The sequence below is a fragment of the Mesorhizobium sp. LSJC280B00 genome (assembly GCF_000502835.1).
GTDB lineage: Bacteria > Pseudomonadota > Alphaproteobacteria > Rhizobiales > Rhizobiaceae > Mesorhizobium.
In genome coordinates, this window is sequence record NZ_AYVL01000002.1 from 391,907 (window position 1) to 405,599 (window position 13,693).

The 13,693-nt window shown below is 62.5% G+C and carries 15 protein-coding genes; 8 read left to right on the forward strand and 7 right to left on the reverse strand.

What is annotated here, in order from left to right; genetic code table 11:
- Window positions 1–6 precede the first annotated feature (6 nt).
- A complete protein-coding gene (locus X773_RS44250; protein WP_023674741.1) occupies window positions 7–864 on the forward strand; it encodes a phospholipase in 858 nt (285 codons plus the stop codon).
- On the opposite strand, the gene X773_RS44255 is transcribed toward X773_RS44250, so the two are convergent.
- On the reverse strand, window positions 861–1,910 hold the full coding sequence (locus tag X773_RS44255; RefSeq protein ID WP_023674742.1) for a DUF1176 domain-containing protein: 1,050 nt from the start codon (window positions 1,908–1,910) through the stop codon (window positions 861–863). The two genes, X773_RS44250 and X773_RS44255, sit on opposite strands and share 4 nt — an antisense overlap.
- A 124-nt stretch (window positions 1,911–2,034) precedes the next feature.
- Between X773_RS44255 and X773_RS44260 the strand changes: the two genes are divergently transcribed.
- Window positions 2,035–2,541: a DUF1993 family protein gene (locus X773_RS44260; RefSeq protein WP_023674743.1), complete on the forward strand. Its 507-nt coding sequence runs from the start codon at window positions 2,035–2,037 to the stop codon at window positions 2,539–2,541.
- A gap of 52 nt (window positions 2,542–2,593) precedes the next feature.
- On the opposite strand, the gene X773_RS74215 is transcribed toward X773_RS44260, so the two are convergent.
- Complete coding sequence (locus tag X773_RS74215) at window positions 2,594–2,758, reverse strand: hypothetical protein (RefSeq protein WP_023674744.1); 165 nt, start codon at window positions 2,756–2,758, stop codon at window positions 2,594–2,596.
- Between the two features lie 384 nt (window positions 2,759–3,142).
- Between X773_RS74215 and X773_RS44265 the strand changes: the two genes are divergently transcribed.
- Together X773_RS44265 and X773_RS0137245 are read left to right on the forward strand one after the other, a co-directional pair.
- Entirely contained in the window at window positions 3,143–4,210 is a 1,068-nt protein-coding gene (locus X773_RS44265; RefSeq protein ID WP_023674745.1) for an aldo/keto reductase, read from the forward strand.
- A 48-nt stretch (window positions 4,211–4,258) separates the two neighbouring features.
- The gene (locus X773_RS0137245) at window positions 4,259–5,518 is read left to right on the forward strand and encodes a cysteine desulfurase-like protein (RefSeq protein ID WP_031211238.1); all 1,260 of its coding nucleotides are present in this window, start codon (window positions 4,259–4,261) and stop codon (window positions 5,516–5,518) included.
- Between the two features lie 24 nt (window positions 5,519–5,542).
- On the opposite strand, the gene X773_RS44270 is transcribed toward X773_RS0137245, so the two are convergent.
- Genes X773_RS44270 through X773_RS44290 form a run of 5 tightly spaced genes read right to left on the reverse strand, consistent with a single transcriptional unit; the run spans window position 5,543 to window position 11,042 of the window.
- Window positions 5,543–6,574, reverse strand: a complete 1,032-nt coding sequence (locus X773_RS44270) for a histone deacetylase family protein (RefSeq protein WP_023674746.1) — start codon at window positions 6,572–6,574, stop codon at window positions 5,543–5,545.
- Window positions 6,571–7,083, reverse strand: a complete 513-nt coding sequence (locus X773_RS44275) for a GNAT family N-acetyltransferase (RefSeq protein WP_023674747.1) — start codon at window positions 7,081–7,083, stop codon at window positions 6,571–6,573. The genes X773_RS44270 and X773_RS44275 overlap by 4 nt, the downstream gene beginning before the upstream one ends.
- Before the next feature lie 9 nt (window positions 7,084–7,092).
- The gene (locus X773_RS44280) at window positions 7,093–8,022 is read right to left on the reverse strand and encodes a 3-keto-5-aminohexanoate cleavage protein (protein WP_023674748.1); all 930 of its coding nucleotides are present in this window, start codon (window positions 8,020–8,022) and stop codon (window positions 7,093–7,095) included.
- A gap of 10 nt (window positions 8,023–8,032) precedes the next feature.
- Window positions 8,033–9,400, reverse strand: a complete 1,368-nt coding sequence (locus tag X773_RS44285; RefSeq protein WP_023674749.1) for an aspartate aminotransferase family protein — start codon at window positions 9,398–9,400, stop codon at window positions 8,033–8,035.
- A 1-nt stretch (window position 9,401) separates the two neighbouring features.
- A complete protein-coding gene (locus X773_RS44290; RefSeq protein ID WP_023674750.1) occupies window positions 9,402–11,042 on the reverse strand; it encodes a N,N-dimethylformamidase beta subunit family domain-containing protein in 1,641 nt (546 codons plus the stop codon).
- A 156-nt stretch (window positions 11,043–11,198) separates the two neighbouring features.
- Between X773_RS44290 and X773_RS44295 the strand changes: the two genes are divergently transcribed.
- The 4 genes from X773_RS44295 (at window position 11,199) to X773_RS44310 (ending at window position 13,628) form a co-directional block, all read left to right on the forward strand.
- Window positions 11,199–11,447, forward strand: coding sequence for a ParB N-terminal domain-containing protein (locus tag X773_RS44295; protein WP_023674751.1), 249 nt, complete (start codon window positions 11,199–11,201; stop codon window positions 11,445–11,447).
- A 121-nt stretch (window positions 11,448–11,568) separates the two neighbouring features.
- Window positions 11,569–12,054 carry an SRPBCC family protein gene (locus X773_RS44300; protein WP_023674752.1) on the forward strand — a complete coding sequence of 162 codons (486 nt, stop codon included), beginning with the start codon at window positions 11,569–11,571 and terminating at the stop codon, window positions 12,052–12,054.
- A gap of 22 nt (window positions 12,055–12,076) precedes the next feature.
- A complete protein-coding gene (locus tag X773_RS44305) occupies window positions 12,077–13,033 on the forward strand; it encodes an alpha/beta hydrolase (protein WP_023674753.1) in 957 nt (318 codons plus the stop codon).
- Window positions 13,034–13,229: 196 nt separating this feature from the next.
- Window positions 13,230–13,628, forward strand: coding sequence for a GFA family protein (locus X773_RS44310; protein WP_023674754.1), 399 nt, complete (start codon window positions 13,230–13,232; stop codon window positions 13,626–13,628).
- Window positions 13,629–13,693 lie beyond the last annotated feature (65 nt).

A 13,693-nucleotide genomic window follows, 5' to 3' on the forward strand; every position in this document is an offset into this window, starting at 1 on the left:
CTGCTGATGGCGATTCTTTTGCAGCTCTTTTGTGTCGCCTACGCCAACGCTCTCGAACTCAAACCCTTCAAGGACGATCTGTTCGCCTATCCGGTCACACTCTCGTCCGAGAGCAACGGCGCCTATACGGTCGTCGATTATCGTGAGCTGCGCGACATCAACGCTCGTGACGAAGTGCCTGAGCGTCGTGTGCACGCGCAATACACCGACACCGGCGTGCGTAAGGTGCAGCAGGATCTATTGCTGCCGACCGATGCAGGCGACGTCCGCCACATTGCCGTCGGCAAGACCGGGGGCGCCAGCATCATCGTGCTTTATCTGCACGGGCAGGGCGGCAGCCGTAAACAGGGTGCTGACGATTTCACTTTCGGCGGCAATTTCAACCGTATCAAGAACCTGATGGCCGGTAATGGCGGCCTCTATCTGTCGCCGGATTTTTCCGATTTCGGCGACACCGGTGCCGCCCAGATCGCCGCATTGATCGGCCACTATGCCGAACAGTCGCCGCGCGCAAAAATCTTCGTCGCCTGCGGCTCTATGGGCGGCGCGTTGTGCTGGAAGCTGGCAGGCCGCAAGGACTCCGGCGGGCGCATCGACGGGCTGCTGCTGCTCGGCTCGCTGTGGGACGAGAGTTTCTTCTCAAGCTCCGCATTCAAGCGCCGTGTGCCGGTCTTCTTCGGCCAGGGCAGCAAGGACCCGGTGTTTCCAATCGAGAAACAGGAAGCCTTCTTCCGATCGATTCTGGGCAAATCGAAAGCCTACCCGACCCGCTTTGTCCGCTTCGAGACCGGCACACATGGCACGCCGATCCGCATGACCGACTGGCGGGGCACACTCAACTGGATGTTATCGAAGGTCCCTTAGGGCGCGGTGTTGTAGTCGAGCACGGTCTGCGGGTTGATCTCGCCGTCATAAGAGGCATCGACCTCATACTGCACCAGCGAGAAATTGCCGTGGCGAAACAGGTAGGTGCCGGCCGACGAGGCGTCGCCGACGCCGCGCCACTTGTTCAAGGATGAAATCGTTTTGGTGGCCTCGTCATATTCGGAGTTGACCAACTGGTCGTCAGTCTGGAAGCCGATGATGTTGATGCCCTCGACCTTGCCTTCGCTATTGTTGTTCTCATAGCGAATATCGAGTTCCGGTGACGCGAATTGTAATTGCCGGACGCCCGATACGTCGTCGTAGATGTAATAGACTGCGCTCTCATTGTAGGCGGCCATCGAGCAGAAAAAGCGAAACAGCCGTGTCTCGCGTTCGGGCTCGTTTTCGGCCGCCCCCGCATCCTTGTAGCGGAGCGAGTAGGCGTCCGGCTCTCCTCGCGGATCGCCGCCGGGCATGTCCTTGTCGCACTGGTCGCCATAAGTCGCGGCAAACGCCTTGTTGGCCTGCTCAAGCGCTGCGTCCTTCTTCGGCGGCGGCGGTCCTTCGCCGCAGCTTGCCGGCCCGGCATCTTCGAAATCGGCCTTTGAGGGTTTCAGCGCACCCTTGTCGATGAAGATTGCGCGAAATGGCGGTTCCTGGATCGAGGCGTTGATCTGGCGCAGCGTATAGCAGCCGGCAAAGACATTCTCGCTGCCGTCCTTGGCCGTCGCCCGGATGGCGACCGGAACGCTGTAGTAGATGCTGCCGGCAGCCCCGTCTTCGGATACGCCACCGGTTTTGACTTCGACCGTGTCCGTGCCGTCATAGCCTTTGACGAAGGAATTGAAATCCTTGGCCGGCTTGGTGTCGCCGAAATAGTCCCAGGCGCGCGCGAATTCGTGCCGGCTGATGGCACTATAAAGCGACCGGATGACCGCTTCGGCATTCGACCTGTCGTCTATGTAAGGCGCGTCGGCGGCGAGCACCGGTTGGCTGGTAGCGGCAAGGGAGAAAAAAGCGGTCGCTGCGAACAAGGCGCGTCTCATCGGGAACCTCCACTCGATGAAAAATCCTATCATATCGATTGCGGCGGCGTGGTGACGCTTGAACAATCGCCTGCGAAAGGCGCTACCTCTCGCCGTGGGCAGTCGGGCCGCGTGGAGATTTCTTGTGACCATATCAATGTATGAAGCATCCGTGCCGGTATTTTCGGCGAGGCTGAAGGCACTAGCCAATGTGCTGAACATTGCCGAGCAAAATGCGGCTGATCGCAAGATCGATCCGCAGGTGTATCTGACGGCGAGGCTGGCGCCGGACATGTTTGCGCTGACCAGGCAGGTACAGATTGCCACCGATCACGCCAAAGGCGCGCCGTCGCGGCTTGCCGGGCGCGAGGTGCCAAAATATGAGGACAATGAGGCGAGCTTCGCTGATCTGCAGGCCCGCCTTGCCAAGACATTGGCTCATCTCGCGACATTTTCGGCGGCCGAATTCGATGGTTCAGATGACAGGATGATCGAACTGCGGCTTGCGGGACGCGAGGTTTCGATGCCGGGAATGCAGTATCTGCTGCATGCCGCCATGCCCAATTTCTATTTCCACCTGACCACCGCCTATGACATCCTGCGTCACAACGGCGTGCCATTGGGCAAGTCGATTTTCCTCGGATTGCGTTGAGATTCGCTCGGGAGATATCCCGGCTGCGCCGGGATATCTCGCGGCGCGCTGTTTAGCGTAGGGACATTTCCCGGGCGATGCGCGGGAAGTCGGCCGGCTTGACGCCGATATCGGCGCGATCGGCATTGCTCATCGAATGGAGCAGCGCCAGCGCGGCTCGATAGCGCAGCTGTTCCCGCGGACGCGGACGGGCGAACATTTCAGTGAAGAATCCCATGATTCAAGCCCCTTATTGAACCTCCACGGCCGTCAATATAGGCAGATCATGACAATTGTGCAGTGCAGCATTCGCATGGCAGCCATGCTGCCCTGATCTTTTTAGACATAATTCGGCTGTTCCGGCGAAACTTCTGCGATGCTTCGACCGTAGGCCTCAGTGCCGGCACTTGGCCGGTTTTCCTCGCCATTCCTGGCGAACTTCCGGACTGCATTCACATGCAGTCCGGCTTTTTTGTTAGCCGCACGAAAAAAAGTCCGTTTGCCGGCATCCTGGGAAAGTCGCCGAGCCTGCCGTCGGTGGGCTTGGAAGCGGGCGGCGCTTTCCTGTATGCTATTGCTTCCTCCTCGCGCAGCCGCGCAAAATTCCCGCCGGAGAAACTCCATGCACAAACGCCGTCTCGGCCAGACCGATCTTTTCGTGTCGCAAATCTGCCTCGGATCGATGACCTGGGGCCAGCAGAACACCGAGGCGGACGGTCACGCCCAGATGGATCTGGCGTTTGCTCGCGGTGTCAATTTCATCGACACCGCCGAACTCTATCCGATCCCGCCCAAGGCGGAGACACAAGGCCGTACCGAGACATTCATCGGCAATTGGATGAAGGAGAAGCGCAATCGCGACCAGGTGATCATCGCCTCGAAGGTAGTTGGTCGCACCGCCAACAGTTGGTTTCGCGGCGACCGCCCGTCTAAGCTGGTGCGCGCCGATATCTTCGACGCTATCGATAAGTCACTTGCCAGGCTCAACACCGATTACATCGACCTCTATCAGATCCATTGGCCGGAACGCGACGTGCCGTGGGGCGCCAATCCGAACCGCATCGGCGCCGTACCGCGACGCTCCGATGCCGCCGGCGTGCCGGAAGGCGAGACGCCGATCGCCGAGACGCTTGCCGTATTTGATGAACTGGTGAAGGCCGGCAAGATCCGCCATTTCGGCCTGTCGAACGAGAATTCCTGGGGCGTCATGCGTTTCATCGCCGAAGCCGACAAGGGCGTCGGCCCGCGTGTCGCCTCGCTGCAGAACGCCTATAATCTCGTCAACCGCACCTTCGAAGTGAACCTTGCCGAAGTCTGCGAGCGCGAGCAGGTGTCGCTGCTTGCCTATTCGCCGCTGGCGCAAGGCTATTTGACCGGCAAATACGATCATGGCGCGCGGCCGCAGGGCTCGCGCTCGCAGTTGTTCAACCGCGGCCAGCGCTACGAGACTCCGAATGCTGCCGACGTGCAGCTCGAATACAACCGGTTGGCGCGCACCTTCGGCATGGAGCCGGCGCTGTTTGCCAATGCCTATGTCTCGAACCGGCCCTTGGTCACCTCGAACATCATCGGCGCCACCACCATTTCGCAACTCGAAATGGCGCTCTCTTCCGCCGACGTGGTCTGGACCGAGGACATGCAGAAAGCCGTTGATGCGATCCACCAGCGCGTCGGCAATCCGTGCCCTTGATGCGTCGGGACGCGGTTGTCCGATCGTCATAAGGAGAGGGGAACAGCCATGGACTTCCGGATCGACGCGGTGCGCGCGAAATTTCCGGCTTTGTCGCTGATCGACAAGGGCCGCCGGCGCATCTATCTCGACAATCCTGCCGGCACGCAGGTCCCGCAGGCGGTGGCGGACGCAGTATCGCGTTGCTTGCTGACCACCAATGCTAACCTCGGCGGCTTCTTCGAGACCACCGTTGCAGCACAAGACATCGTGGACGAGGCCCATCTGGCGATGGCGGATTTTCTCGGCGCTGCGAGCCCGCAGGAAATCATCATCGGTGCCAACATGACGACATTGACCTACCACATGTCGCGAACGCTCGGCCGCACGATGAAGCCCGGGGACGAGATCATCCTCACCCGCATGGATCATGAGGGCAACGTCTCACCCTGGCTGCAACTGGCTGAAGACCTTGGCCTTGTCGTGCGCTGGCTGCCTTTCGACCAGCAGAGCTGGCAGATCGAGGAGGCGGCGCTCGCCGCGCTGCTTTCCGAGAGGACGCGGCTCGTCGCGCTCAACTACGCCAGCAATCTCACCGGGTCGATCAACCGGGTGAAGGCGTTGACTGGCATCGCCAGGCGGGCTGGTGCGTTGGTCTACGTCGATGCCGTCCAGTTCGCGCCGCATGGCCTGATCGACGTCCAAAACCTCGGCTGCGATTTCCTGATCTGCTCGGCTTACAAGTTCTTCGGCCCGCATATGGGAATTTTGTGGGGCAGGCTGGACGTTATCGATACGCTTAAGCCGTATAAATGCCGTTGCTCGTCCAATGCCCTGCCGGAGCGCTTCGAGCTCGGCACGCCGCAAATCGAACTGATGGCCGGCCTGTCGGCCGCGGTCGATTATTTTGCCGAGTTGGGCGCGGCAGCCGGCGCGCAAGGATCGCGTCGGCTGAAAATCGCCAAGGCCTTCGAAGTTTCAATCGCTTACGAGAACCCGCTGGCGCAACAGCTGATCGACGGTCTGTCGGATATTGCCGGCCTGACCATCCACGGCATCACCGATCCGAAGCGGATCAATGAGCGTGTGCCGACGGTGTCGTTCACTGTCGAAGGCATCGTGCCGGAGACGATCGTGCGGCAGATGAATGCCGAAAACATCTTCCTGTGGTCCGGCCACAACTACGCCTGGGAGATCGTCCACCAGCTCGGCATTCCGGCCGAGCAGGGGGTGGTGCGCATCGGCATCGCTCATTACAACACTTCAGCCGAAATCGACGCGACGCTGGAGAGCGTGCACCGCGTTGTCGCCATGCTGAGGCAGGAATGATCCTGAGCGGCCCTCGCGGGCGGATCATCGCTTGTGGGCGCCGCCAAAACCGGTGAGGAAGGCGGTGAGATTGTCGCCGAGCTCGTCGCAGAGATAGCCGCCTTCCTGGACGATGACCGTTGGCAGGCCGAGCCCGGCGATCACCTCGCCAATGCGCGAAAAACCAGGCGTGCTCACCGACAGCCCGCCGAACGGATCGCCTTCGAAGGCATCTAGCCCCAGCGCCACCACAAGCGCATCGGGCGAGAAGGTGTTGATGCGCTGGAACGATGCCTCCAGCGCTTCGAGGAACGCTGCATCGCCGGATTTGCGCGGCAGCGGCAGGTTGAGATTGTAGCCGAGGCCGGCGCCTTCGCCGCGCTCGTCGCCATAGCCCCAGAAAAACGGGTAGAAGCGCACCGGGTCGGCATGCAGCGACACGGTGAGCACGTCCGGCCGGGCATAGAAGATGCCTTGCGTGCCGTTGCCGTGGTGCAGGTCGACATCGAGGATCGCCACCCGCGCCGCCTGCTTGCGCAGAACCTGTGCAGCGACGGCCGAATTGTTGATGAAGCAGAAGCCGCCGGCGACATCGGCAAAGGCGTGATGGCCGGGCGGGCGGCACAGCGCATAGGCGGCCGGCGCTCCCGACATCACCGCCTCGGCGGTTTCAACCGCGCTCCAGGCGCTCCAAAGCGCGCTCTGCCACGTCTCGCCGGAGATCGGGCAGGCGGTGTCGGCCATGTGGTAGCCGGCCTGGCCGACCGCCGAGGCCGGATAGGAGCCGTTCCGCGCGATCGGATGGATATTGGGGATGACCTCGGCCGAGGCGCCCTCGATGCGCTGCCAGCGCGCGAAGATATGCTGGAGAAAATCGAGATATTCCGGCGTATGCACCGCCGCAATCGGGCCGAGCCCGTGATCCCGCGGCCGTTCGATCGTGCAGCCGGCAGCCTTGGTGCCGGCTAACAATCGCTCGACCCGTTCCGGCTTTTCCGGATTGGGCTGCGGCGCGCCGCTTGAGAGGAACGCCTTCGGGTCGTGGCGCTTCTGTTCTTCGGCATAGAAGGCTTTCATGTTGGCTCCTCCGGTGCATCGGCAAAGGCGAAAAAGGCGTCGCCGACGATCTTCTGCACCTGCTCGTAGCTCGACCAGCCAATGCCTAACCGTTCGTAAAAAGCCTTGGCGGTCTTGTTGTCGGTGTCGACGGACAGCCTGAGATAGACGCCGCCTGCCTTCCGGCACTGCGCCGCCACCCGGCGCAGCAGGCGCTCGCCGATCCTGCGGCCACGAAAACGGTCCTCGACATAGAGGTCCTGCACATAGACGCCGGGCCGTCCCATCCATGTCGAGAAGATCGGAAAATACAGGCAAAGCCCGGCAAATTCGCCACCGACTTCGGCGATCAAGGTCGAGAAGGCAGGCTTTTCGCCAAAGCCATAGGTGCGGAGATCCTGAGCTGTCGAGGTGATCTCCTGATGTGCGCCGACATGCGCGCCGAGCCGTAGGAGCGCGGCGTGGATGGTTTCGACGTCCTCGACCCGGCCGGGGCGGATGACAATGTCTCTTGACGGTGGGTTGGTCACGGCCGCATCTCAGAACGCCACGCGGTCGCCGCCCTTGAGCGCCAGCATCTGCCGTGCCTCGGCCGGCGTTGCGACGTCCAGCGACAGCCCTTCGAGCACGCCGCGGATCCGGCGGACCTGGTCGGCATTGGACTTGGCGAGCTGGCGCCCGTCGTAGAGGCTGTCCTCCAGCCCGACGCGGACATTGCCGCCCATCGTCGCCGCAATCGAGATCATCGGCATCTGGTGGCGTCCGGCCGCCAGCACGGAAAACCGGTAGCTGTCGCCGAACAGTTTGTCGGCGATGCGCTTCATGTGGATCAGGTTTTCGGGATCGGCGCCGATGCCACCCAATATGCCGAATACGAACTGGATGAACAATGGGCCCGACACCAGCCCGCGGTCGCGGAAATGCGCAAGCGAATAGAGATGGCCGACATCGTAGCACTCGAATTCGAAGCGCGTGCCGCATCCGCGCCCAAGCTTTTCGAGCACCGTCTCCATATCGGCAAAGGTGTTCTTGAAGATCGTGTCGCGGGTGGCCTCGAGCAGCTTCGGCTCCCATTCGTGCTGCCATTCGCGCGGCCGCTCGAGCATCGGGAACAGCGCGAAATTCATCGAGCCCATATTGAGCGAGCACATTTCGGGCTCGGCCCTGAGCGGGGCGGCCAACCGCTGGTCGAGCGTCATCAGCGACGATCCGCCAGTGGTGATGTTGATCACCGCATCGGTCGCCTGCTTGATGCGCGGCAGGAACTGCATGAACACCTCGGGGTCGGCGGTCGGCCGCCCGTCGCTGGGGTCGCGGGCGTGAAGATGCAGGATCGCGGCGCCGGCTTCGGCGGCGGCGATCGCGTCTGCGGCGATCTGGTCCGGCGTCACGGGCAGATGCGGCGACATCGACGGGGTGTGTACCGACCCGGTGACGGCGCAAGTGATGATGACTTTTCGCGGCGCCATGGTTCGCCTCTCAGCCTTCGACCGCCAGGTCGAGCTCGCCGGCCAGCACCTCGAGCGAGTCGCCGATGATGGATATGATCTCGCCGATCTGCGCGGCGGTGACGATCATCGGCGGCGCGACCATGAAATTGTCGCCGTCGACACCGCCCTTGACCTTACGTCCGTAGATGATCAGGCCGCGCTCGTAGGCGAGGTCGAGCAGATGCTGGGTGGCCTTCTTTGCCGGCTCGATCGGCCTCAGCGTTTCTGGGTCGGCGACCATTTCGGCACCGGTGAGCAGGCCCTTGCCGCGGACGTCGGCGATGAACGGAAACCGCTTCGCCAATCCCTTCAGCTCGTCCATCAATAGCTCGCCCATGACAGCCGCGTTGGCGATCAGGCCGAGACGGTCCATCTCGCCGAGCACGGCGAGCCCGGCGGCGCAGGCGAGCGGATTGCCGGCATAGGTATGGCCGTGCTGGAAGCCGCCCGACGCGAGCAATGGCTGCACCAGCCGCATCGGTGCCGCCAGCGCGCCGAGCGGCGCGTAGCCAGAGCCCAGCCCCTTCGACAGCGCGACGATGTCGGGCTTGCAGTTCCAGTGGTCGCCGCCGAGGAATTTTCCGGTGCGGCCGGCACCGCTCATCACTTCGTCATGGATGAGCAGGATGCCGTAGCGATCGCAGATCTCGCGGATGCGCGGATAGTAGCTGTCCGGCGCCACCAGTGCTGCCGTGGCAGCGCCGCCGACTGGCTCCATGATGAAGGCGAGCACGCTCTGCGCTCCCTCGGCGAGGATCTTTTCCTCCAGCATGTCGGCGTAGCGGATGCCGCGCTGTTCCATCGAAAGATTGTCGCGGTCGCGCCAGGCGATGGGCGCCGGCACGGTCGGCATCATCTGCATCATCGGCACAAATGTTTCGGACAGCGCATCGTCGCCGGTAACGGCGAGCGCGCCGAGCGTGCCGCCATGATAGGAGGGAAAGCGCGAGATCACCTTCCAACGGCTGGGCTGGCCGGTGGCGACCGCCCATTGCCGCGCCAGCTTGATGCAGGATTCGATCGCTTCCGAGCCGCCGGAGACAAAGAAGATGCGGTCCATGCCTTCAGGGAGTTTGGCGGCCAGCTGCCGCGCGAGCTCCTCGGCCGGTTCGTTCTCGAAATGCAGGCGGTAGGCGAAGGTGGCGCGGTCCATCTGCCTTTTCATCGCGTCGAGCACGTTGCGATTGGAGTGGCCGATATTGGCAACCATCGGACCGCTCGATCCGTCGATGAAGCGGCGGCCATCCTGCGTCCACATGTAGATGCCTTCGGCGCGGTCGATCAGCGGCCGGCGCACGCTGGATAGATAAAACAGATGCGAGGCTTCGCGAGTTTCCGGGGCAGGAGACTTCAACATGTCATGGCTTTCCAAGATAGCGGTCGAGGACATTTCTGGTGACGCGCTCGACCATCGCATCCTGCCTTAGCAGGCCAGCAACCCATTCGCAGCTTCCGGCGTGAAACACCTCGCCTTTGCCGCGCGGGAAATTGACGATCATGCCGTTGCCGCGTTTGACCTTGTCGAGGTTGGCATCGCTTGCCTCGCCGAACAGCGTCTCGGCGGTGAAGCGTCCGTCCTCGTCGCCGAGAAACTGGTCGTCGAACGCAATGTCGGCGCTTTCCTCGACCTGGCTCGCCATGCCGACGGCCAGCACTTGCAGCCCGTCCGGTGCACCGCTGTCGGGCTTGGGGTAGGGCAGGCCGCCGCGGATCTCGAAATCGAGCCCGTCGACCTCGTAGCCATAGACATGGCTGTCGGCGCCGAGCAGATCGCCATAGTAGATGCCGGTGCCGGCAAACGCCCAATGCTCCGGCCGGTAGACCGGAAAGCCGCGTACGCCGCGCGGCGCGCAGCCGCCCCAGCCGGCATAGACGCCTCTTGTCGCGTTGAGGCCGAAGGTCGCCGCACCCGGCCGGCCGATTTCCGGCGCTTCCCAGGAATTGGTGGCGCGCCTTATATCGCCGCCGCGATAGGCCGGGTCCTCGGCGCGAGCGCGGTATTTGTAACAGACCTGCCGGCGGCCTTCGTCCTCCAGCCTGGTCTGCCACATGAAATTGCCGGCAAAGCGCGCCGCATGACCGCCGCGCTCGACATAGGTGTCGACCGCATCGCGCATTTCCCAGGTCCAATATTCGTCGTGGCCGACCAAGACGACGCAGTCATAGCCGTCGAGAATGTCGGGCGAAAAATGCAGATCGTGCTGGCTGGCGAGATCGACGGCGTAGCCGGCACGCTCGGCGAAGCGGAAGAAATGGCTGTCGTAGCTTGCCCAGCCGGACGAGGCGTATTTCTTCGAATGGCCGGTAGCAAAGGCCCATTCCATATGCGGATAGCGCGGCACGGTTTTCGGCGGCACGGCGACTTCGAGCGGCACGCGCGGCGCGTCCCTGGGCAGCACGACGAAGCCGCGGCACCACGGCCGTTGGGTCGACACCATTCGTGCATATTGGTCCCGGCCTGGCCCGGTGATGCCTTCGTAATGGTTGGAACCGCCCCATGTATTGTAGGCGAGCCAGGTGCTGGTGGCAGCCACCTGCAGCACGCGGCCGGGTTTCTTGCCGGGCTGCGGCGAGACGATGAAAAGGTGATGACAGCGGATCGGCTTGCCGTCGCGACCGTCCGCTTCAAGCGTGACGCGATAGGCGCCGGATGGCCAGTCGTCGCCGATGCGAAACTCGAACGACGCTTGCCAGCCGCAGCCTTCGACCGAACATTGATCCGGCGTATCTTGCCAGCGCGCCGCAATCCCGGTCCTTTCGAACATTGTCGTTTCCGCGCCGCCGTCGCGGATGATTGCGATGCCGAAACCGGCGGCCGTCGAACTGACATGCAGCGCCACCATCTCGCCGGGGCGATAGGAAAAACGGTCGCTGTAGCACCAGATTTCGCCGCGCCTGCCATCCATACCGGGCCATTCCCAGTAATGGCTGCGCACCGCCTGGCGTCGCTGCTCCGGCGTCAGTCCGAAATCGGGAAACTCGGTCGGCGGATGGTTCATGGACACCGCTAAGGTCGAAGGCCGCCATTTCGGCCATCCGCCGGCCAAGCGTCAATTGGAAACGATCGGGCCAGCCATTGCCGGGCTGCTCCCTTGGCCTTGCCTGACAAACAGACTATCTCACAAAGGGCGGCGTTGTCCGCCACGGGAGCCGATATGCTGAGAGTGCAAAAGGTCAGGGTCAACGATATCTACGTGCCGACGGCGCGCAAGAAGACGCTGCATCCCGAGACCGTCCGCCATCTGGCCGAGGACATTCTGGAAAACGGCATGAAGATGCCGATCCAAGTGCGCCATGACGGCAAGCGCCATATCCTGGTCGAAGGGTTGCATCGGCTGGAAGCGGCCAAGTGGCTCGGCGAGACCGAGATCGACGCCTATCTGGTGCAAGCCAAGCGCCACTGAAGCCACTTATTTCCGTCGTTCGAATCTCCTGTCCCGCGGATTTTTTCGCGGACCGTGTCGGCTTGCGTCTTGTCGGTTCGTCCTAGACACGGAAGCCAAAACCGACATGTGAGGAAACATCATGACCACCAAGCTCGACATCGCCCCCAACTCCGATCGCGAGCTGGTTCTCGCCCGCATCATCGATGCGCCGCACGAGAACGTCTATCGCTGCTGGACCGAGCCAAAGCTGTTGACGCAATGGTTCTCGCCGACGCCGTGGATGACGCCGCGCGCCGAAATGGATGTGCGGACCGGTGGCTCCACCCTTGTCGTCATGGCCGATCCCGACGGCAAGGAGTTCCCGAATCCAGGCATCTTCCTCGAAGTCGTACCGGGCAAAAAGCTCGTCTTCACCGATGCCTATACGAAGGCGTGGGAGCCGTCCGAAAAGCCGTTCATGACGGTCGTGCTGACCTTCGAGGACGAGGGCGAGGGCAAGACCCGCTACATTGCCCGCGTCGCGCATTGGTCGGTCGCCGACCGCGAACAGCACGAGAAAATGGGTTTTCACGAGGGCTGGGGCCAGTGCGCCGAACAGCTTGAGGAGGTCGCAAACCGACTTTGATGCAAACGAGAGAGGGAGACTGATGTCCAGATCGGTATTTTTCGCCATTTTCGCCTCGGCCGCCGCGCTATTTGCCGCGCCGGGCACCATCAACGCAGAGGAGGCCAAGCCCGCCATGACGACCGCAACCGCAACACTGCCGACGCCGGAAAAATCCGGCCTGCTGCCGATCAACGGCCTGAACTATTATTACGCCGTCTATGGCAAGGGCGAGCCGCTGCTTCTGCTGCATGGCGGTCTCGGCACGACCGACATGTTCGCGCCGATCCTGCCGAAGCTTACCGAGAACCGCACCGTCATCGGGGTCGACCTGCAGGGCCATGGCCGCACCGCGCTCGGCGACCGGCCGCTCAGCCTGGAGGCGATGGGCGACGACATGGCGGCAATCGTCAAGGCACTCGGCTACGACAAGGTCGACGTGATGGGTTATTCGCTGGGTGGCGGCGTCGCCTTCCGCATGGCCGTCCAGCAGCCTGAAGCGGTGCGCCGCCTGGTGCTGGTCTCGACCGGCTACGCCGCGGACGGCTTCTACGCCGAAATGCGTGGCCAGCAGGCACAAGTCGGCGCGGCGATGGCCGACATGATGAAGGACACGCCGATGTACAAGTCCTACGTCGCGGTTGCGCCGCATCCGGAGGATTTTCCGAAACTGCTCGACCAGCTCGGCGCCTATATGCGCAAGGACTACGACTATTCGGCCGACGTGCCGAAGCTGAAAATGCCGGTGATGCTGGTGTTCGGCGACAGCGATATGTACCGGCCCGAGCACGAGATCAAGTTCTATCAGATGCTCGGCGGCGGGTTGAAGGACGCCGGCTGGATGCGCGAGAACCTGTCGCAGAACCGCCTGGCGATCCTGCCGAACCGCACCCACTACGACGTGTTCTTCGCGCCGGAACTGACAGCTGCCGCGCTGCCGTTCCTCAATGGCCAGACCAAGGTCAAGACCTGGGACGAGGTCGTCAACGAAACGAACTGACGCCCAGTCAATTGTCTGCCGGCCGTCTTCCGCGAGATGGCCGGCATTTCGCCCATGGGGCCTTGGCCCGGCGCATCGGCCAATCGTGGATCGGCCGCATCACAGCTATAGATGGCGCCATCAAAGCTTTTCAATTGACGCTGCCACGCCTATCGATAGGTATGCCGCCTATCCTCACAGGGCAGGGACGCGGGTGATGGCAAGATATCAGGGCGGGTGTTTGTGCGGCGCGGTGCGCTACCGCGCCGAGGCGGCACCGATCAATGAGCGCGTCTGCCATTGCCGGTTGTGCCAGAAGGCGCTGGGTGCCGCCTTTAACGCGCGCGTGCTGTTCCGCATCGACGATGTGACGGTCGACGGACCGCTGGCGACGGTGAATTCCTCGCCCGATCTCAAGCGCGGCTTTTGTCCCCGCTGCGGCACGACGATGTTTTCCCGACGCGATTCCGCCGGCATCATCGGCATCACCACCGGCTCGCTCGATGATCCCTCGGTGTTCAGGCCTGAGATGCATATCTGGACCGCCTCGAAGCAGCCCTGGGTGCAGATCGATGACGGCCTGCCGCAATATGAAGGCGCGCCACCTCCGGCTTGAGGTGAAATCTGGACAAAATTTAATCCAAAGCGACACGAGATAGCCGGCAAAGCGTCATTGGCGGG